General features: G+C 62.3%; 17 protein-coding genes. 7 read left to right on the top strand and 10 right to left on the bottom strand.

All coding sequences use genetic code 11. From position 1 onward, the window contains the following. Positions 1–25: 25 nt before the first annotated feature. Together INT29_RS00520 and INT29_RS00515 are read right to left on the bottom strand one after the other, a co-directional pair. Positions 26–1,339 carry a class I SAM-dependent RNA methyltransferase gene (locus tag INT29_RS00520; protein WP_226841493.1) on the bottom strand — a complete coding sequence of 438 codons (1,314 nt, stop codon included), beginning with the start codon at positions 1,337–1,339 and terminating at the stop codon, positions 26–28. Positions 1,340–1,345: 6 nt separating this feature from the next. Further along, positions 1,346–3,256: an APC family permease gene (locus tag INT29_RS00515; RefSeq protein WP_193070583.1), complete on the bottom strand. Its 1,911-nt coding sequence runs from the start codon at positions 3,254–3,256 to the stop codon at positions 1,346–1,348. A 136-nt stretch (positions 3,257–3,392) separates the two neighbouring features. On the opposite strand from INT29_RS00515, the gene INT29_RS00510 reads away from it, so the two are divergent. Next, positions 3,393–4,064: a potassium channel family protein gene (locus tag INT29_RS00510; protein WP_101570415.1), complete on the top strand. Its 672-nt coding sequence runs from the start codon at positions 3,393–3,395 to the stop codon at positions 4,062–4,064. After that, positions 4,061–4,726 (top strand): potassium channel family protein, encoded by a 666-nt coding sequence (locus INT29_RS00505; protein ID WP_101570416.1) that lies wholly within the window; start codon positions 4,061–4,063, stop codon positions 4,724–4,726. The genes INT29_RS00510 and INT29_RS00505 overlap by 4 nt, the downstream gene beginning before the upstream one ends. Positions 4,727–4,728: 2 nt before the next feature. Here the strand turns inward: INT29_RS00505 and INT29_RS00500 are convergent, their stop codons facing one another. Genes INT29_RS00500 through dut form a run of 3 tightly spaced genes read right to left on the bottom strand, consistent with a single transcriptional unit; the run spans position 4,729 to position 6,458 of the window. Next, positions 4,729–5,103, bottom strand: a complete 375-nt coding sequence (locus INT29_RS00500) for an OB-fold nucleic acid binding domain-containing protein (RefSeq protein WP_193070421.1) — start codon at positions 5,101–5,103, stop codon at positions 4,729–4,731. A 5-nt stretch (positions 5,104–5,108) separates the two neighbouring features. Next, positions 5,109–5,978 (bottom strand): DUF3710 domain-containing protein, encoded by an 870-nt coding sequence (locus INT29_RS00495; protein WP_101570418.1) that lies wholly within the window; start codon positions 5,976–5,978, stop codon positions 5,109–5,111. A gap of 6 nt (positions 5,979–5,984) precedes the next feature. Next, positions 5,985–6,458: a dUTP diphosphatase gene (dut, locus tag INT29_RS00490; RefSeq protein WP_193070420.1), complete on the bottom strand. Its 474-nt coding sequence runs from the start codon at positions 6,456–6,458 to the stop codon at positions 5,985–5,987. Positions 6,459–6,522: 64 nt separating this feature from the next. On the opposite strand from dut, the gene INT29_RS00485 reads away from it, so the two are divergent. Continuing rightward, positions 6,523–6,978: a DUF3093 domain-containing protein gene (locus INT29_RS00485; protein WP_193070419.1), complete on the top strand. Its 456-nt coding sequence runs from the start codon at positions 6,523–6,525 to the stop codon at positions 6,976–6,978. Between the two features lie 153 nt (positions 6,979–7,131). Here the strand turns inward: INT29_RS00485 and INT29_RS00480 are convergent, their stop codons facing one another. After that, positions 7,132–7,431 carry a DUF4193 domain-containing protein gene (locus tag INT29_RS00480; RefSeq protein WP_092107696.1) on the bottom strand — a complete coding sequence of 100 codons (300 nt, stop codon included), beginning with the start codon at positions 7,429–7,431 and terminating at the stop codon, positions 7,132–7,134. A gap of 286 nt (positions 7,432–7,717) precedes the next feature. Here INT29_RS00480 and INT29_RS00475 point away from each other — a divergent pair, with 286 nt between their 5' ends. Next, a complete protein-coding gene (locus INT29_RS00475) occupies positions 7,718–7,945 on the top strand; it encodes a hypothetical protein (RefSeq protein ID WP_101570481.1) in 228 nt (75 codons plus the stop codon). A gap of 94 nt (positions 7,946–8,039) precedes the next feature. Here the strand turns inward: INT29_RS00475 and INT29_RS00470 are convergent, their stop codons facing one another. Next, a complete protein-coding gene (locus INT29_RS00470; protein WP_101570420.1) occupies positions 8,040–9,146 on the bottom strand; it encodes a ferrochelatase in 1,107 nt (368 codons plus the stop codon). A 273-nt stretch (positions 9,147–9,419) separates the two neighbouring features. On the opposite strand from INT29_RS00470, the gene sepH reads away from it, so the two are divergent. Further along, positions 9,420–10,496 carry a septation protein SepH gene (gene sepH / locus INT29_RS00465; RefSeq protein ID WP_101570421.1) on the top strand — a complete coding sequence of 359 codons (1,077 nt, stop codon included), beginning with the start codon at positions 9,420–9,422 and terminating at the stop codon, positions 10,494–10,496. Here the strand turns inward: sepH and cydC are convergent. Genes cydC through INT29_RS00450 form a run of 3 tightly spaced genes read right to left on the bottom strand, consistent with a single transcriptional unit; the run spans position 10,471 to position 16,442 of the window. Beyond that, positions 10,471–13,839, bottom strand: a complete 3,369-nt coding sequence (gene cydC / locus INT29_RS00460) for a thiol reductant ABC exporter subunit CydC (protein ID WP_193070418.1) — start codon at positions 13,837–13,839, stop codon at positions 10,471–10,473. The genes sepH and cydC overlap by 26 nt on opposite strands. After that, positions 13,836–14,858, bottom strand: coding sequence for a cytochrome d ubiquinol oxidase subunit II (cydB, locus tag INT29_RS00455; protein WP_193070417.1), 1,023 nt, complete (start codon positions 14,856–14,858; stop codon positions 13,836–13,838). Before cydB ends, cydC begins: the two co-directional genes overlap by 4 nt. Before the next feature lie 12 nt (positions 14,859–14,870). Further along, positions 14,871–16,442 (bottom strand): cytochrome ubiquinol oxidase subunit I, encoded by a 1,572-nt coding sequence (locus INT29_RS00450; protein ID WP_101570424.1) that lies wholly within the window; start codon positions 16,440–16,442, stop codon positions 14,871–14,873. A gap of 292 nt (positions 16,443–16,734) precedes the next feature. Here INT29_RS00450 and INT29_RS00445 point away from each other — a divergent pair, with 292 nt between their 5' ends. Both INT29_RS00445 and INT29_RS00440 read left to right on the top strand, forming a co-directional pair. After that, a complete protein-coding gene (locus INT29_RS00445; RefSeq protein WP_009884389.1) occupies positions 16,735–17,097 on the top strand; it encodes a BlaI/MecI/CopY family transcriptional regulator in 363 nt (120 codons plus the stop codon). A gap of 18 nt (positions 17,098–17,115) precedes the next feature. Continuing rightward, complete coding sequence (locus tag INT29_RS00440) at positions 17,116–18,009, top strand: M56 family metallopeptidase (RefSeq protein WP_101570425.1); 894 nt, start codon at positions 17,116–17,118, stop codon at positions 18,007–18,009. Positions 18,010–18,025: the final 16 nt, after the last annotated feature.

The raw sequence follows: 18,025 nt of genomic DNA, 5'->3' as shown, positions 1-18,025 counted from the left end.
GAGGTGGGCCGACGGCCGGATACGGTCATCGTCTGAGGACGGTGACCGTTTCCACGTGTGCGGTGAGCGGAAACAGGTCGAAGCCGCGGAGGCCCTCGATGGTGAATCCACCATTGACCAGGACCGCGAGGTCGCGTGCCAGAGTGGCGGCGTCGCAGGAGACATAGATGATCGTCTTCGCACTCGATTCGAGAAGTGCCCTGGTGACGGCTTTGCCAGCGCCGGAACGCGGTGGATCGAGGATGATGACGTCCGAGTTCGGAATGCTCACGCGGTCTGCCCGGGCGGCGTCGAAGGCCGCCTTGAGGCCCTTCGCGTTCACCTTCGCGTTCTCGATGGCCGACTTCGCACCCTCAACTCCGTAGAGGCGGGCACCGGTGGCGTTGGCGGCGCTGATTCCCAACAGCCCGACACCGCAGTAGAGATCCGTGATCATCCGAGTCTGCTCATCGAGCGCAGAGTTGACCTGAGCGCTCAGCAGCTCAGGCGCCTGCTCGTGGACCTGCCAGAAACCATCAGCCGCGACTCGGTAGTCACGCCCGGAGACCGTTTCGATCAGGTGGTCATCTCCTCTGACCATGCCCAGCTTCGAATGACCACCCTTGGTGCCTGCGCCCTTGCGTCCGATGCCGTTGCGCGCATCGGCGAGCACCGACCAGTGCGCAGGCAAAGCCTCGGCGAGGTCGGTGAGAGCCGAGCGCTCACAGTCTCCGCGCACAATCGCTGCTCCGCGCTCACCTGACCAGACGAACTCGAGCCGATCGGCACCCGGCAGACACAGCGAGGACAGGGCAACCTCGGCGATGGCAGAAGTCGCCAACGGGGCCATGGACAGGGGCACGACATCATGGGAACGCGGTGCCAGCATCCCCAGCCGGCCGTCGGCGTCGACAGCGAGCTGAACTCGGGTCCGCCAGTTCAGTCCGCTGCTCTCCCCCGGCGCGGCTGCAACGTCGACGCTGCGATCGATATGTCCGATGCGGGAGAGCTGATCGTGCAGGATCTCGGCTTTGAGATCACGACTGTGGGCGAGATCGACATGGGCGTACTCCATTCCGCCGAAGAGCGGCCCTTGGCTGGCCTCGCCGGCGAGGAAATGTGAGCGCCGGTCAGCAACGCGGAATTCCGAGGCTTCGAGCACCTCGGTGACGTCGGCGCGCAGGAACTTCGCTGCCGGTCCTGCCTCGGTGCGAGCACGCACAGTCTCCCCAGGAATGGCTCCGGTGACGAAGACGACCTGTCCCTCGTGGCGAGCAATGCTGCTGCCGCCAGCGGCGGGGCTCTCGATGTGCAGGGTCAGATCCATCGGCGGGATCTCTTCGGCTGAGGGTGCGCTCATCAGTGTTCAAGCCTGTCTGTACAGAGGATTGTCGTTTTCGGGTCCGTCGCCGCCGTACTGCCGGGAGAAGGAACGCAACCGCCAGGGTACAGAGACCACGACGACGTTGGGGACCAACAGCAGACGAGTGCGCAGCTTCAAGGCTACTTGGTTGTGCAGAATGTGTTCCCACCAGCGTCCCACGATGTATTGGGGAATGTAGACGATGACGAGGTCACGCGGGGACCTGCGGCGGATCGCGAGCACGTGTGCCAACAGCGGCCGGACCAGCTCTCGGTAGGGCGAATCGAGAACCGTCAGCGGCACAGGCAGAGCCATTTCGTTCCACTGCCGTTGCAGTGCCCCGGCCGAATCCTCATCGATGGCGACGGTGATGGCCTCGAGTTGGCTGGAACGGGTCACTCGGGCGTAGGAGAGAGCTCGCAGCGTCGGCTTGTTGATCTCATTGACGACGACGATCGCGTGGGTATTCGACGGGATTGTCCGCGAGCCGCCGTCAGCCTCCGGGGCCAGTTCCCGGGCAACGCGCGAGTAGTGGCGGTGGATCGCGCCCATGATCAGGAACAGTCCGGCCATCGCCGCGACCGCGAGCCAGGCACCGGCGAGGAATTTGGAGACGATGACGACGAGCAGCACGCCAGAGGCGATGATGCAGCCGGCCCCGTTGACGAGTCGATTGAGGTGCATCCGCACCCGCGCTTTCGAGTCGATGACCAGCCGCAGGCGCTTGTTCCAGTGCAGGACCATGCCCGCTTGTCCGACGACGAAGCTGGCGAAGACACCGACGAGGTAGAGCTGAATCAGCGTCGTCGCTGAGGCCCGGGATGCGATGACGAGCAGGATTGCGGCGAAGGCCAAGAGCAGGATGCCGTTGGAGAACGTCAGCCGGTCGCCCTTCGTCGCCAGCTGTCTGGGCAGGAATCCATCACGCGCCAGACGTGAGGCCAGACCGGGGAATCCTTCGACGGCGGTGTTGGCGGCGACGAGCAGCACAAGGGCCGCGACGAGCACCACAACGTAGAACATCACGGGCGCGTTGTCGAAGATGGCGTGTGCCAGCTGTGCGAGGACGGGTTCCTGTTCGTATTCGGCACTGACCGCGCTGCCATCGGGTCGCACGAGGTAGAGATGAGGATCGTCGACGTATTTGACCCCGGTCACCGAAGCCAGATACGTCAGACCGGTGAGCATCATGGCCGCTAACAGGCCCGAGAGCAGCAGGGTGTTGCCGGCATTTTTGCCGCGTGGCTTCTTGAAGGCGGGCACCGCTGTGGCCACCGTCTGAACACCGGCCAATGCCACCGATCCCGAGGAGAAGGCACGTAGGACGATGAGGACCGTCGCCAGCCCCAGCGTGGCTTCGTCGTTGATTCCGCTGTGAGCGATGGTGTAGCCGGCTGTCTCCGCCTGTGGGAGGTCTCCGGCGCCGACCCGCAGCAGTCCCACACACATGGTGAGGAAGACTGCGCCCAGAAACAGGTAAGTCGGGACTGCCAGCAGCACCGGCGTGGCACGTGAACCGCGCAGCCCGGCCAGGGTGATGAGCAGGATCCCGATGATCGCCACGGGGACGCGGTAGGGGGCCAGGAGCGGGAAGGCCGTCGTGATGTAGGCCGCGAAGACCGTCATCGACACGGCCAGGGTCAGCACGTAGTCCACCAGCAGAGCCGCGGCGACGACCAGACCGGCACGGGGTCCGAGGTTCTTCGATGCGACCTCGTAGTCACCGCCGCCGGAGGGGTAGGCCTTGACGTTGATGCGGTAGCAGGCGACGATCACGAGGATCACAGCGCCGACGGCCACACCGATCCAGGGCGCCACGGTGAGGGCGACGAGGGAGGTCAGGGACAGCGCCAACAGGATCTCGTCGGGGGCATAGGCCACGGACGAGAGCATGTCGGAGGCGAAGACGGGCATCGCGATGCGCTTCTTCAGCGCCGGCGTACGCCTGTCCTCACTGCGGAAGGGCCGTCCAACGAGTAGTCTTTTGACGGCATCAGAAAAACTGCTGGCCACGGGCACTAATGGTAGATCAATGCGGAGAGGATTACCCATGCACTTCGTGATTATGGGCTGCGGGCGAGTCGGAGCGTCCTTGGCCAAAGCCCTCGATGCTAACGGGCACTCGGTGGCAGTGGTCGACCGCGACCCCGATGCATTCCTCAAGCTCGGTCGAGATTTCAGCGGTTCCACCATCACAGGCATCGGGTTCGACCGTGAGACTCTGTCTCAGGCGAAGACCTCGGACGCCTATGCCTTCGCCGCCGTGTCCAGCGGCGACAATTCCAATATCCTCGCCGCGCGTGTCGCCCGGGAGACCTTCGGCGTGGCCAACGTCGCTGCCAGAATCTACGATCCCAACCGTGCCCAGGTCTTTGAGCGACTGGGCATTCCGACCGTTCCCACGGTGCGGTGGACAGCCGATCAAGTGATGCGCAAACTCGTTCCGCAGGGATCGATCACCGAATTCCGCGAGCCCTCCGGCAGGCTCGTTCTCGCCGAAGTCCATCTCGATCCCGGCTGGGTGGCCAGGCCCATCAGGGAGATTGAGACGAGGACCAAGGCCCGCGTCGCCTACGTCACTCGGCTCTCCGAGGGCATCCTCGCTCATGAGGATCTGCTCCTCCAGGACGGGGACCTGGTTCATCTGATGTGTCCGGTGGACCGCCTCGGCGAGATCGAGAAGATTCTGGACCAGCCGGTGCGAGCAATGGAGGAAGAATGAGAGTCGTCATCGCAGGGGCAGGGTCAGTCGGTCGGTCAGTGGCCCGGGAGCTCCTCGACAAGAAGCACTCGGTCATGCTCATCGATCAGAGCAAGGAAGCTCTGGGTCATGAGCGCATACCGGGTGCCGAATGGCTGCTCTCGGATGCCTGCGAGCTGGCTGGATTGGGCGAGGCCAAACTCGAAGAGGCCGATGTCGTCGTCGCCGCGACCGGTGATGACAAGACAAATCTCGTTCTGTCGCTGTTGGCCAAGACGGAGTTCGGTGTTCCGCGCACCGTTTCGCGGGTGAATAATCCGAAGAACGAGTGGCTCTTCGACGAGAACTGGGGCGTCGACGTGGCGGTGTCGACTCCGCGACTGATGACTGCCCTGGTCGAGGAGGCTGTCGAGGTCGGTGGCCTTGTGCATCTGATGAGCTTCGAACGTGGCCAGGCGGGACTGATGGAGTTCACCGTCCACGAATCCTCCGCGCTCGTCGCCTCACGGATCGGCGACATCGCCTTCCCACTCGACACTGTGCTCGTCGCCGTCATCCGCAACTCGCGGGCATTCGCGCCCAGCTCCGATGACGTGATCGAAGCAGGAGACGAGCTGTTCTTCCTCTCCTCACCGGATCAGGAAGGCGCACTGCTCGAACTGCTGCAGGCTCCCGCCGAATGAGCTCACTCGTGGTCGTCGCGGGTATGGATCAGTTCATAGACCGGGTTGTGGGCCTTCAACGCTCCGTCGTGAGCGCAGAAGCGCCCCTCTAGGACGATCAGGGCACCGGGTCTGATTCCACTGATCTCACGGCGGCCCAAGAACTGTGCGTGGACCTCCCCGGTCCCATCGGCAACCGTGATGTGCAGACTAGGATTGTCTCCGCTGCATGACTGCGTCACAGCGCTGACGACACCGGCGACCCTCGACATCTGCCGTGGGTTGAGGTCCTGGACGCTGATGACGCCAGGAATCTGGGACACCAGTCTCAGGTCGGCCCGGGCCTCAGCATCTCTGGAGCCGAAGTCACGCATGAAGCGTGTGATGACGTCCAGCATGGGACTCAGCGAACCTCGGTGATTTCCGGGCCGCGTTCAAACGGATTGAGTTCGTCCTTGTTCTCGTCCCCAGCCTCGTCCTCAGGATCTCCGTCGACCTCGGGCGCGGTGAGCACGATGAGCTCGCGTGGAGCCATCGCCTCCTGTCCTCTGTCGACGATGACGCCGCGGAAGAGTGCACTGAGTTCGGACCGGATCTCTTCGTTCGTGACGGCCTTGCCGGAGAACACCGCACGGACGAACCAGCGTGGTCCGTCGACTCCGGCGAAGCGCATGGAACGCTTTCCAGGTCGGCCGTCCTCGGTTTTGGCGGGAACTTCGACTGCGAGTTCTCGGCCCAGTGAGGTGTGCAGCTCCGAGGCTTCACCACCCTGGGAGGTGACTCCGTCCGCCAACTGTTTGCGCACGGTGTTCCACAGGCCCTCTGAGCGTGGTGTTGCGAAGGCCTGCAGCTGGATCCCGCCGCCTTCATGAATGAGTGTCACTGCCAGCACGCGCTGAGAGTCGTCGTCGGTGTCCAGGCGCACCTGCATGCCGTCGACAACGGGCACCTTGAGAGCGCCCAAGTCGAGTCGGTTGAGCTCAGGGAAGTCTTCTGCAGCGTCGAACGGGCCCTTCTCTGCACGATCGTAGGGAGCTGACTTCTCGAGCAGGGCCTCCTCGTCGAGCTCGTCGTCGCTCGTCATGTCCTCGGAGTCTTCGTCGATCTTCGCGTCAGCGGTTGCGCTCGTGGCGGTCTCATCCGAGTCAGTGTCGGCGGAGTCGCCGGCGTCTGTGTCATTTGTCACAGCATCGTCGACGCCGTGCTCCTCGTCGACGGTGTCGTCGATCTTCTCAGCGGAGGATTTTTTGGAGAATCGGGAGAACAGTCCCATGGTCGTTCACACCTCTCTCTCGGTCAGACCTGCTTGTACTCCACCTGTGGAGCCGAAGCCCCCTGCGCCGCGATCGCTGTCGTCCAGCGAATCGACCAGGGTGAAGTCTGTTTGTTTGATTTCTTGGATGATGAGCTGAGCAATACGGTCTCCACGCGAGATGCGCACAGGGACCCGCGCATCCAGGTTGATCAGCGGCACCTTGATCTCACCACGGTAACCGGCGTCGATCGTGCCTGGAGCATTGATCACGGTGACCCCGTGTTTGCTCGAGAGACCCGAGCGCGGATGGACGAATCCGGCGCAACGGTCAGGAAGGGCGATCGCGATGCCGGTGGGCACGACCTTCCGTTCGAATGGTTCGAGGACGCAGTCGATGGCTGAGCACAGATCGGCACCTGCATCGGACGCGTGCGCGTACGAGGGAGGTGTCATGCCTGCATCGAGCAGCTTGAGGTCAATCTTCAGGATTCCTGCCACAAAGAAGCACTCTAATGCCGAAGCCTGAGCGCTTCCAAAAAGTCCGTTATGGGAGAATGGCCATATGGCAACGACTCAACCCGAAACACGCGTGGTCTACACGGAAAAACTCGGCCCATCCATCGGCATGTGGATTCTCATTGTGATCGCTGCGGCTTCGACCGCGCTCATGGTCCTGCCGGTGTGGAAGGCTGGCACCATCATCCTTCCGGTGATCAGCTTCGTCCTCTTGGCGTGGTGGCTGCGTTCACTCGGGATCTCGATCATCGTCACCGAACAGCAGCTCTTCGTCGGTGACGCACATATCGATCGCCGTTTTGTAGTTGATGCCACCGGCTACGACGCCGAAGGTGCACGGACCGCGCGAGGTACGGGCCTCGACGCTCGAGCCTTCCTCATGCTGCGCCCTTGGGCCAAGTCTGCGGTGCGGATCGACATTCACGATGAGACCGACCCGACGCCCTACTGGCTGGTTTCGAGCAAACGGCCGATGGAGCTCGCCGCAGCGCTCAACCCCTGAGCTTCACAAGCCCTGAGCCTCACCACCTCACAGCACTTGCTTCGATCACGCTGACGCACCGGAACTCACGCTGACCCACCCGAACCAGAACCCATCCGAGACACAGAAACGCGCCCCGACAAGGGCGCGTTCTTGTATCTTCCGACAGCCGATTCAGCCAGCACAGTCCGTGCAGATGGGGACTCCGCCTTCTTCGCTCGCCAGCTGTGAGCGATGGCGAACCAAGAAGCATTCCATACAGGTGAACTCGTCATTCTGCTTGGGCAGCACTCGAACGGAGAGCTCTTCGTTCGACAGGTCCGCACCGGGGAGTTCGAACCCTTCCGCAACTGCAGTCTCGTCTTCGTCAATCTTGCTTGCCTGCGCCTGCGAGCGTGAAGCCTTCAGCTGTTCAATCGAATCGCTTTTGATTTCATCGTCTTGCTTACGAGGTGCGTCGTAATCCGTTGCCATATGGCTCATCGCTCTCTGTCGGGTGTGCTCAAGAGGTTTTTCAGCCCCTCTCGCCAAACGTGTCCCCAGCATTGTGCACTGTATGGGTGCTGTTGGCAAGATCAGATCGTCCATGTTCATTGTGATTCTCGTCACCGGCGAGTCGGTATGCGACGGGCTGCACATACGACTCTCGAAAAGCTCTGCGAGAATGCATAAGTCGAATAGCGCCGATAGCATGTAGTCGGTGAATGAAACTGGGATCGCCCCATGCGTGGGAGACGGCCCGAGGAAGGACGAATACACGATGAGTGAATTCGCAAATCAACTCGATACCAGGATCGACGATGTCCGTCATCGCATTCATGAAGCTCGGTCCAATGGGGACGACTACCTCGTCGAGACCCTGATCGACGACCTGCAGAATCTCTTGGAACTTGCCGATCGCAACGATGTGGACACTGGTCCGATCGCCGCGGTCATCACAGCAGAGACCGGAGCGATTCCCGTCATTCCCGCACCGGAAGAGTCCTGACTCACCGGGCAGACTGACACCGAAAATCCCTTCCCTGCACAACTGGCAGGGGAGGGATTTTCGTATCTCCAGGAACCCTCGGAGGGCGTTTGGTTCAGACTGTCCAGTTCGGCTCGGTCGCCCGTTCGATGCGTCCGCGACAGCACTCGATGCTGCACGCGCCGCTGCCCGGCACTAGCGCAGCAGAGCCGGGAATGGTCGGAGCCGGAGGCTGTTCGTTGCGAAGCTGTGCGATTCTCTCCTCGACCAGGTCAACGAGTCCCGATACGAACAGCGGATGCGTTCCGACGGTGGCAACACGGGTGAAGGCGAAGCCGAGTTCGGCAGCCGTCTCCTTCGCCTCGGTATCGAGATCGAACACGACCTCCATGTGATCGGAGATGAACCCGATCGGAACGAGGACCACCCCGGTGACACCGTCGGCGGCGAGTTCCGTCATCCGATCGTTGACGTCCGGCTCGAGCCACGGCACCTCCGGCGCCCCCGAACGAGAGCAGTACACCAACTCGGCGGGAAGCACTTGGGACGCTGGCAGCCCATCCATGAGGTGGGCCATGAGCTCTTCGTGCTGTGCGCGATAGCCGCTGGTCTCCACCGCGGAGGCGTCCTGCATGACATTTGGGATCGAATGTGTGACGAAGAGGATCCGATGCTGCTTCGCGTCAAGAGCACCGACCTGCTTCGAGAAGTCGTCGAGCCCCTCTTTGAGCAGGAGCGCACACGCGTCGGCATATCCGGGGTGGTTGTAGAACTGCCGGATCTTATCGATCGTGACGGTCGTGCCCTCGGCAGACAGCTCCTCGATGGTCTTGGCAAAGTCTTCGCGGTACTGACGGCACGAAGAATACGACGAGTACGCCGAGGTGTCGATGGACAGGAATCGAGTTCGTCCGGCCTGCGACTCGGCACGCACCTCGTCGGTCAGATAGGGTGCCCAGTTGCGGTTGCCCCAGATGAGCGGGGTGTCGATGCCGCGACGATCAAGCTCTTCTCGCAGAGCCTGCAGAAGCGCCTTGTTCTGATCATTGATGGGCGACTTTCCGCCGAATCCGTAATAGTGCTCACCTACTTCTTCGAGTCGCTCCTCCGGTATTCCGCGACCGGCGGTGACGTTCTTGAGGAAAGGGACGACTTCTTCTGGAGCCTCCGGTCCCCCGAATGACATGAGGACGAGAGAGTCAATGGGTTCAGTGTTATTCACAGTTACAGATTTTACAGCCTGTAGAGGGTCCGTGCCTGTTGTCCGCCCTGTGAGTCAGTTCCACTCACGGATCAGACCTGCCCAGTCCCTCAAGCAGACCGATTCAGGACCTCAAGCAGACCGGCTCAAGCTCTCGAGCAGAGTGTTCACCGACCGAACCGGCCAGCCAAGCGCCGATGAGAGCCGTGATTTCGCGACTCGCGCGCAAATCTGCCCTGCTCGTGTGCCCGGACGTGACACGATGCAGGGAGACGCGATAAAGGAGCTTAAGGCATGCGTGAACTGATCTTGAACGGAGTCGACGCCGACGGCACTCATCTGCTGCTGAACGACGAGAACGGACTGCAGTACCGATTGGCTCTCGACGAGGCCCTGTACGCCGCTGTCCGCAAGGACCGCACCAGCGTCAAGCCCGAGACCCCCGTGCGCCCCCGTGATATCCAAGCCATGATCCGTGGCGGGATGAGCGCCGAGGAGGTCATCGCCTCCACCGGCGCCGATGCCGAGCAGGTCCGCACCTATGAACGCCCGGCTCTGGCCGAACGCGCTCACACGGCGTACACGGCCAGCCAGCACCCGATCTATTCCGACCATGACCCCAATGGCGACCCGACTCCCCTGGTGGAACTGTGCCAGACCCGTCTGGCGATGCGCGACGTCGACATCGAGACCATGGATTGGGATGCGTGGAAGCAGCAGGATGGCAACTGGTACATTCAGCTCAGCTTCACCGCCGCGGATCGCACTCGCACGGCTGGATGGAACTACTACCGCCGGTCGCTGACTCCCATCGACGACGAAGCGAAATGGCTAGCCGATTCGGGACCGACAGATACAGGACCCATTCCGAATTACGGGACCGGTGCCGAACGTCAGAAGATCACCGAGGAGATCGACACGCCCTCCGCTCCTCCAGCTCCTGCTGAGACATCGCCTGCCGCTCGTGATCATCAGGCGGAGACCGGACGGATCTTGGAGAATCTGCGCAAGCGTCGCCGCTATGAGGACGAGGAAGAGCCACGTGGCAAGCTTCGCGCTGTCACTGAGGACCCTGAGACTCACCCGCAGGGCGCGCACACCGCGCCGGGACGTCCGGAAGACGCCTCCGATGACGAGGTCTTCGCGTTCGAAGATCCCACATCCGTCGATCCGGATGAGCCTCAGGAGCCGACTCAGGAGGTCGGCAGGTTCGATGACGACAATCAGCTGTCTCTGCTCAATGAGCCTGGTGTCAGCGAGGAGTCGAATCAGTTCAAAGACACTGCTGAGTCCAAAGCGAAGTCGAAGAAGAACAGTCGTGCATCGATCCCCAGCTGGGACGAGATCATGTTCGGCTCGAAGCGCGACTGAGTTCGCCACCCAGCTCGACCAGGCGGTCGTCGTCTGTGATCAGGCTGGCGTCATGAGTGACCATCACAACGGTGTGTGAGTCCAGGTTCTTTCGCAGGTCATTCACCAGTCGGTGTGCCATCATATCGTCAAGGTGTGCAGTCGGTTCGTCGAGGACGAGGACTTTCGCCCCGCTCAGGAGTGTCCTGGCCACGGCCAGACGCTGACGTTGTCCTCCTGAGATCTCTGCCCCGTGATCGCCGACCCAGAGTTCGAGGCCAGCTGGGTCGGCCCATTCGGCCAATCCCGCGCTGGTCAGTGCCGCGCACATCTCCTCGGTGCTGGGTGCGTCTCTGCGCGCGATCGCCAGATTGCCCCTCACTGTTGACCGGAAGATATGTGCCTCCTGCGGGCACCAGGCGATTGCGCCTGCGAGGTCTGCCGGTGACAATCCGAGGACATCCGTCTCCCGACCCGCGTCGTCCTCGGCGCTATATGAACCTGACCACGGGTCCAGGAAGCGCAGGAGCACACTCAGCGTCGTCGACTTTCCGGTACCACTGTCACCGTGCAGGACAGTCCATCGGCCCCTCGCTGCTCGCAGGTCCACATGGTCGACGACCGGACCAGCATCCCATCCGACACTCATATCGTCGAGCTCAAGCACGGTGAACCCGTCTGCCCTGGTGATTTTGTCCCGATGTTTGTCCGTCGAGGACTCTGCCCTGGTAGGCGCCAAAGCGGGGATCCGGTCAAGGACAGCACCAAGCGTCGGCAGCGCACGGAAGGCCTGCAGCGACTGCGTGAAGACATCGACAGAACCGAGTGCGATGAGAACAACGACGGCTCGGATCTCGGTCGGCGCTGAGGAGGTCATCGCAATGAGCACAGCGGCGCCCACCGTGCTCAGCTGCACCCAGAGCTGCGCAATGCCGAAGTGGTGTGAGGAGCGGCGCTGAACACGGTAGAGCTCCTGCTCTTCGCGACCCAGTGCTGTCAGAACCCTCTTGTCAGCACGGTTCGTCCGCAGGTCCGCTGTGGCGTTCAGCGCCCGTGTCAGGACTGAGAGGATCCCGTTGCGGATAGTTCGGACGCGCCGGGCCAGGCTGCTTTCACTCCTGATAATGGCGGCCGGCAGCACGACCAGGTTGAGGATGCCGAGTGTCAGGAACACCGGCAGGGTCGCCGGGTCGAGTGCCCAGGCGATGATGAGCACCGCGAGGAAGACCAGCGATGAAGCGACAGGTGGGAACAGAGTCCGCGGAATCAGATCCCGCACATCATCGGCGTCGGCGACCATGGTGCGCAGCGCGGCATCGGAGGTCAGCAGTTTCCGATCCCCCATTCCGACTGCTTCGAAGTGCTCCCAGAGTCGAGACCGCAGTCTGCCCAGCGATGCGAAGATCACCGAGTGCAGCTTGAGTCGGCTGAGATAGAGCAGCACTGATCGGCTCAGCCCGAAGAACCGCACACCGACGATGGCGACCAAGAGGATCATTATCGGAGGTTGGTAGGACGCTTCGACGATGAGCCAGGCGGAGACCGCAGTCAGCGCTATCGCTGCCAGGCTGGAGCCACACGATGCGAGCAGAGCAACAATCATGTTCGGGGTGAAGAGCGGCATACTCGACCGCAGGAGCGACCACCGGCGACGAAGCGTCGACCTCTGTTCCCTCTTTGACCAACCGGGCTCCTCGCCCACGTTCGCCGCGGTCTGTGAAGCGTCGGTCAGTGTTGTTGGGTCGGTCAGTGTCGCCGGCTTCGGAGTCGTCGCTGAGTGCGAAGCCACTGCTGGTGCGGCGGTCGCGCCCATGTTGACCTTCCGGGGGCTGATCTCGTCCTGGGCGAGTGCAGTGACCCGGTCATCATGGCTGGCCAGGATGACACGCACGCGCTTGGCCGCCTCGGCGATCATGTCGATGATGATCTCAGCATTGGCATCGTCGAGGTGAGCGGTCGGTTCGTCGAGGACGAGTGCCTCGGAGTCGCCGTCAATGAGGTGGCGTACCCGGACGAATGCGAGTCGGCGGAGCTGTCCGGGACTCAGCGCAGACGTCGATAGTGCCGGGTCCTCGGGCAGACGAGCGCCACGCAGAGCGGTACCCTGTTGGGCAAACGGGAGACCGTAGACGTCGAGTTCGGCTCCGATCGTCGCACCGAAAAAACGGGGAGCCTGCGAGACGAATGCGACCTGACGCGATGCCAGTGTTGTTCTGGCCTGAGCGGGCAGATTGCCGGACAGAGCGGCCAGAATCGTCGATTTGCCTGCCCCTGAGACACCTCGGATCGCCGTAATGCCGGGAGTGGTCGAGAAGGTTCCGGTCCACTCGATTGTTGTGCCGTTCGGGTAGACGACGCGGTGCTGGGCATCGAGGAAATCGTCGCTGGTCTCATCGTCGTTGGATTCATCGTCATGCCCGAACCCGTCCTCGGCTACGTTGTCGCTGTCGCTGTCTGCGACGAGTGCAAGGGCACGAGCCTGTGCCTCGCGACCGTTCTCACTGGCGTGGTAGCCGGCGCCGAGCTCGCGCAGCGGGGTGAAGCACTCTGGCGCTAGGAGCAGGATGAAGAGGCCGGAGCTCAAGTCCATGCTTCCGGAGACGAGGCGCAGACCGATGACGACGGCGACCAGGGCGACGGAGATCGTGGCGATGAGTTCAAGGGCAAGACTTGAGAGGAATGCAATGCGCAGTGCGGCGAGGTTGGCGCTGTGGTAATTCTCCCCCAGTTCGCGCAGGGTGCGTGCGTGGTCCCTTGAACGGCCGAGTCCGATGAGCACGGGCAGCCCCTCGGCCAGCTCTGCGAGGTGATCGGACAGTCGCTCAAGTGCAGTTGAACTGGCTGCGGTCGAGGCCTCGGTGAATCGGCCGATGAGGATCATGAAGACCGGCACCAACGGCAGGCACAGTGCGATGATGACGGCGGAAAGGACATCCGTGAACACGATACGAACGAGCAGCGTCACCGGGACCACCGCTGCGGCACTCAGCGCGGGCACCACGGTCGTGAAGTAGTCGTCGAGGTCGTCGATGCCGCGTGTGACTGTGACGGCAGTGTTCATGCGCGGCTGCCCACGCCTGGTCAGCAGCGACCGCAGAATCGAGAACCGCAGCCGCCGCTTGTTCACAGCCGCCAGTGACGTCCCCAGACTGTGATCCGCCCACAGGCTCGCACCCCGCAGTGCCGCTCCCAGAAGCCCCAGCACCGCCCAGACCGCAATCGGGCTCGGCCCGACGATCGAGCGCACCAGAGCCTCGGCGATGAGCACGATGCCCACGGCACGCGCCAATGCGCTGAACAGGGAGAGACAGAATCCGCGCTGTCCGCCCGGCAGGTCGAGCAGGATCCGCAGGGGAGAATTCATGACCTGATCGCCACCGGCACGCGGTGAGCTTCGGGGATGTGCGTTTCGGCGATGCGGCCTAGGAACATGCGATAGCTGAAGATCTGGTAGCCGATGATGATCGGCAGACAGATCACGGTCACCACAAGCATCACAGTGAGTGTGTAGTCCTCCGAGGACGCCGAGGCGATGGTCAGGGAGTTTGCCGAGTCCAGTGTCGAGGGCAGCACGTTGGGATAGGCACCGGCGAATACGGCGAAGAGTCCAGCTGCGAGGTAGATTCCGTGCAGGACGAAGGCCGCCTTCTCCGCCCCGGATCGGACCGCAAAGTACGCCGCCACCAGGGCGACGACCGCAGCGAGAACCACGGCGGCCAGCCACGTGCGATGAGTGATGGAGAGACCGAACCAGATGAGGAAGCCGATGGAGCCGGGCAGCAGCAGCCTCCGAGCCCACCGCTGAGCCTTCTCGCGCATGTCGCCTCGCGTCTTCAGACCGAGGAAGATCAGGCCGTGGACGAGGGCGAAGCCGATCCCGCCCAGGCCTCCGAAGACTGCGGGCCAGCCCGCCCAGGCGAAGGCCCCTCCGATGAGGTCACCATTGTCGTTGAGCGGCAGCCCGGTGGAGGTGATGGCGAGCATGGCCCCGACGAAGAAGGCGATTCCAGCCGAGCCCACTGCCATCGCCCAGGTCCAGAAGGACTTCCACGCCTGGCTGTGCCCCTTGCCGCGGTATTCGATGGACACGGCACGGAAGATCAACGCCAGCAGGCAGAGTGTCAGCGGTATGTAGAGGGCGCTGAACAGGGAGGCATACCAGTGCGGGAAGGCAGCGAAGGTCGCCCCAGCTGCGGTGATCAGCCACACTTCGTTGCCGTCCCAGGTCGGCCCGATGGTGTTGAGCAGCACTCGCTTCTGTCGTTCGGTCCGGCTCAGCAGCGGCATGAGCATTCCGACACCGAGGTCGAAGCCGTCGAGGAACAGGTATCCCGTCCACAGCACGATGATGAGGACGAACCAGATCGTGGCAAGAATTTCCATCGTGTCTTCTCCTCAGTACGCGAACGACAGGACGTCGTCTTCGTCGTTCGTGATCCGCGGGGTGTGGTTGGTCTTCGTGACCTCAGGCATCGCCGAGGCGACCCCTCCCCTGATATAGACGATGAGCAGCCGCAGTTCGACTACCATGAGAATGCCGTAGACAAGGCTGAGGCTGATCAGTGAGAACAGCAGCATCGCCGGTGTGAGTTGGGGCGACAGGGCTGCCTGAGTGAACATATACACGCCGTCGAGCTGTGCGGGATTCGGCGCGACGACAAAGGGTTGACGTCCCATCTCGGTGAAGATCCAGCCCGCTGAGTTCGCTATGAACGGCGCGGTGATGGACAGGAGCGCCCCGCGCATCAGCCAAGGTGAGGCTGGAACAGTACCCTTGCGAGTCAGCCACAGTGCCAGGGCACTGACTCCCGCGGCGACCATGCCGAAGCCGATCATCATCCTGAATCCCCAGTAGGTGACGATCATGATGGGCTGGTAGTCGATCTTCTCCCCGGAGTGCTCTCCATAGCGCTCATCCTCGGGCAGGTGGGTGCCGTACTTCTGCTGATAGTCGGGAAGCAGCGTCGTCACACCGTGGACCGGGGTGTTGAAGTCGCCCTTGGCGAGGAAGGACAGCAGTCCGGGAATCTCGAACACGTTCTCGACTCCATCGCAGTCGTTCGAGGAGGGGTCTCCGATCGTGAGCACCGAGAACTCGGTGCCGTCGTGACAGGCAGCCTCTGCTGAAGCCATCTTCATGGGCTGCTGTTCGAACATGAGTTTGGACTGGATGTCGCCGGTGATCGCCACTCCGACGAAAGCGACAAGGCCGACGATTGCACCGATGCGCAGAGACCGAATCCAGACCTGGTGGTCGATGGCGTCTCTGCCGGGCAAATCTGGTGCGGAGCCGACGACGACCTTCCCGTCGGGACCGATTGTGTCGATGCCGTCCTTGCGTCGACGGTACAGGTGGTACCAGGAGATTCCGAGCAGGAAGCTGCCACCCACGGCAAGAGCCCCACATAGCGTGTGAGTGTAGGCGGCGATCGCCGTATTGTTCGTCATCACCGCCCAGACATCGGTCATCACCGCTTTGCCGTCGACCAATTCGACACCGACGGGGTGCTGCATCCAGGAGTTCGCGACAATGATGAAGTAGGCGGAGATCCATGACCCGATGACGGCGCACCAGAGACTGCCCAGATGGATTGCGCGTGGGAGCCTGCCCCAGCCGAAGATCCAGAGTCCGATGAATGTCGACTCCAAGAAGAACGCGAGCAGTGCCTCCAGCGCTAGGGGCGCACCGAACACGTCTCCGACGAAACGGGAGTACTCACTCCATGCCATTCCGAACTGGAACTCTTGGACCAGTCCGGTCGCCACTCCCATGATGAAGTTGATGAGGAAGAGCTTCCCGAAGAACTTGGTGCTGCGCAGGTACATCTCGTTGCCCGTGCGGTGGTACATGGTCTGCAGGATCGCGACCAGCATGCCGAGACCGAGGGTGAGTGGGACCATCCAGAAGTGATAGACGGTGGTGATGCCGAATTGCCAGCGCCCGATGAGAACCGGATCCAGGTCCATGGGTACTCCGTTCGTGGAGGATCTAATTTCTACAACACGTAGAATTCTACAATGCGTAGAAGGCATTAAGGCAAGATTCTGCCATCTAAGATCTGCCGTCCCAGAACGCGCATCATTGCCCGCTTGCGCTCACCCTACTCTGCGAGGATGCTCGCACGGCCCTGGTCCCGCCAAAATCTGGTCCAGCGGCAGACACGAAGTTGATTACGGTCGATCTCACATAGAATTCGACGGCTTGTAGAGTTAGACTGAACTCGCAAGAAAAAACATCCCCTCAAAGGACAAGGACACCGTGGGAACACTGGGCGAACTCGAACGCAGCGTCATGGACGCCATCTGGGTACATGATGATGGGTTGAGCGCGGCCGAGCTTCGCGACGTGCTGGCAGCACGCGACCTCGCCCTGACCACTGTTCACACCGTCCTCACTCGCCTGGAGAAGAAGGGCTTCGTCACCCGCGATCGCAGCATCCGGCCACATCGCTACCTCGCAGTATCAACGCGAGAAGACCATGTCGCAGAGCTGATGACCGAGGTGCTCTCACAGGCTCCGGATCGCCAGGCGGTTCTTGCACGATTCCTCGGCACCGTGTCGGAGGCCGATACGAAGGCTCTGCGCAACCTGCTGGGACGCAATCACTCGACCAATTCCTGAGGCAGGTCGTTCCCGAGCATGAGCATAGTGGGATCCGTCCTCGCTGTACTTGCATTTCTCTTAGCGTGGCCGGTTCCGGCCGCGCTATCCCGTTTTCGCGGAGACCCCATCTCGAAGGTCATCCTGTGGCAGGCCGTCGGCCTCTCCGGTGGCCTCTCGCTCATCGGCACGGCGCTGGCGTTCGCTGTTGCTCCCAACTCGCACAGCCTGCCTGAGGGGCTCTGGCAGCTGGCCAGAGGAGAGTCACACGCCCACCTGACAGTCTTCGCCTGGATCTTCCTCATCATCGCCGTAGCACTCATCGGCCGGCTGCTGGGTTGCCTTGCTCTGACGTTCTATTCAGCTCGCAAGACTCGCATTCGCCATGATGAGATCCTGCACCTGCTCAGCGAACCATCCGCGACTTACCCAGATACGCGCATCATCTCCACCGACGAGGCCGTCGCCTATTGCCTGCCCCAGGGTCCACGCAAGGGCACTGCAGTTCTCTCCACCGGCCTACTCGAAGTCCTCAGCGAGGACGAGCGCACAGCCGTCATCGCCCATGAGAGAGCCCACCTGGATTTCCGCCACGACGTCCTGGTGATTCCCTTTGCCGCGTGGCACCGTGCTCTGCCGTTCTTCGCCGCCACCGCGATCGGCCTCAACTCCATCAATGGTCAGATTGAGCTCATGGCCGATGACCAAGCGCGCGAACACGTCGACCCCGCGATTCTGGCCCAGGCGGTGCGTGAAGCCGCAGGCATCAGCCCGGAGCACCGCAGCGACCTCTCGGCCCAGCGGATCGACCGTCTCTCCCGGCCCCTGGACCCAGCGCGGATACCGGTGCGCGTGACGTCGAGCCTCGTAGCATTGGGGCTGCTGCTCGTCCCCAGCCTTCTGCTCTTCGCTCCGATCGCTTCCGGGATCTGAGCTGACAGAACGCACC

Origin of the sequence: Brevibacterium sp. FME37 (assembly GCF_014897485.1) — a bacterium.
Taxonomy (GTDB): domain Bacteria; phylum Actinomycetota; class Actinomycetes; order Actinomycetales; family Brevibacteriaceae; genus Brevibacterium.
Note: the sequence above shows the minus strand (reverse complement) of the source record. Positions and strands in the feature narration are given on the sequence as shown.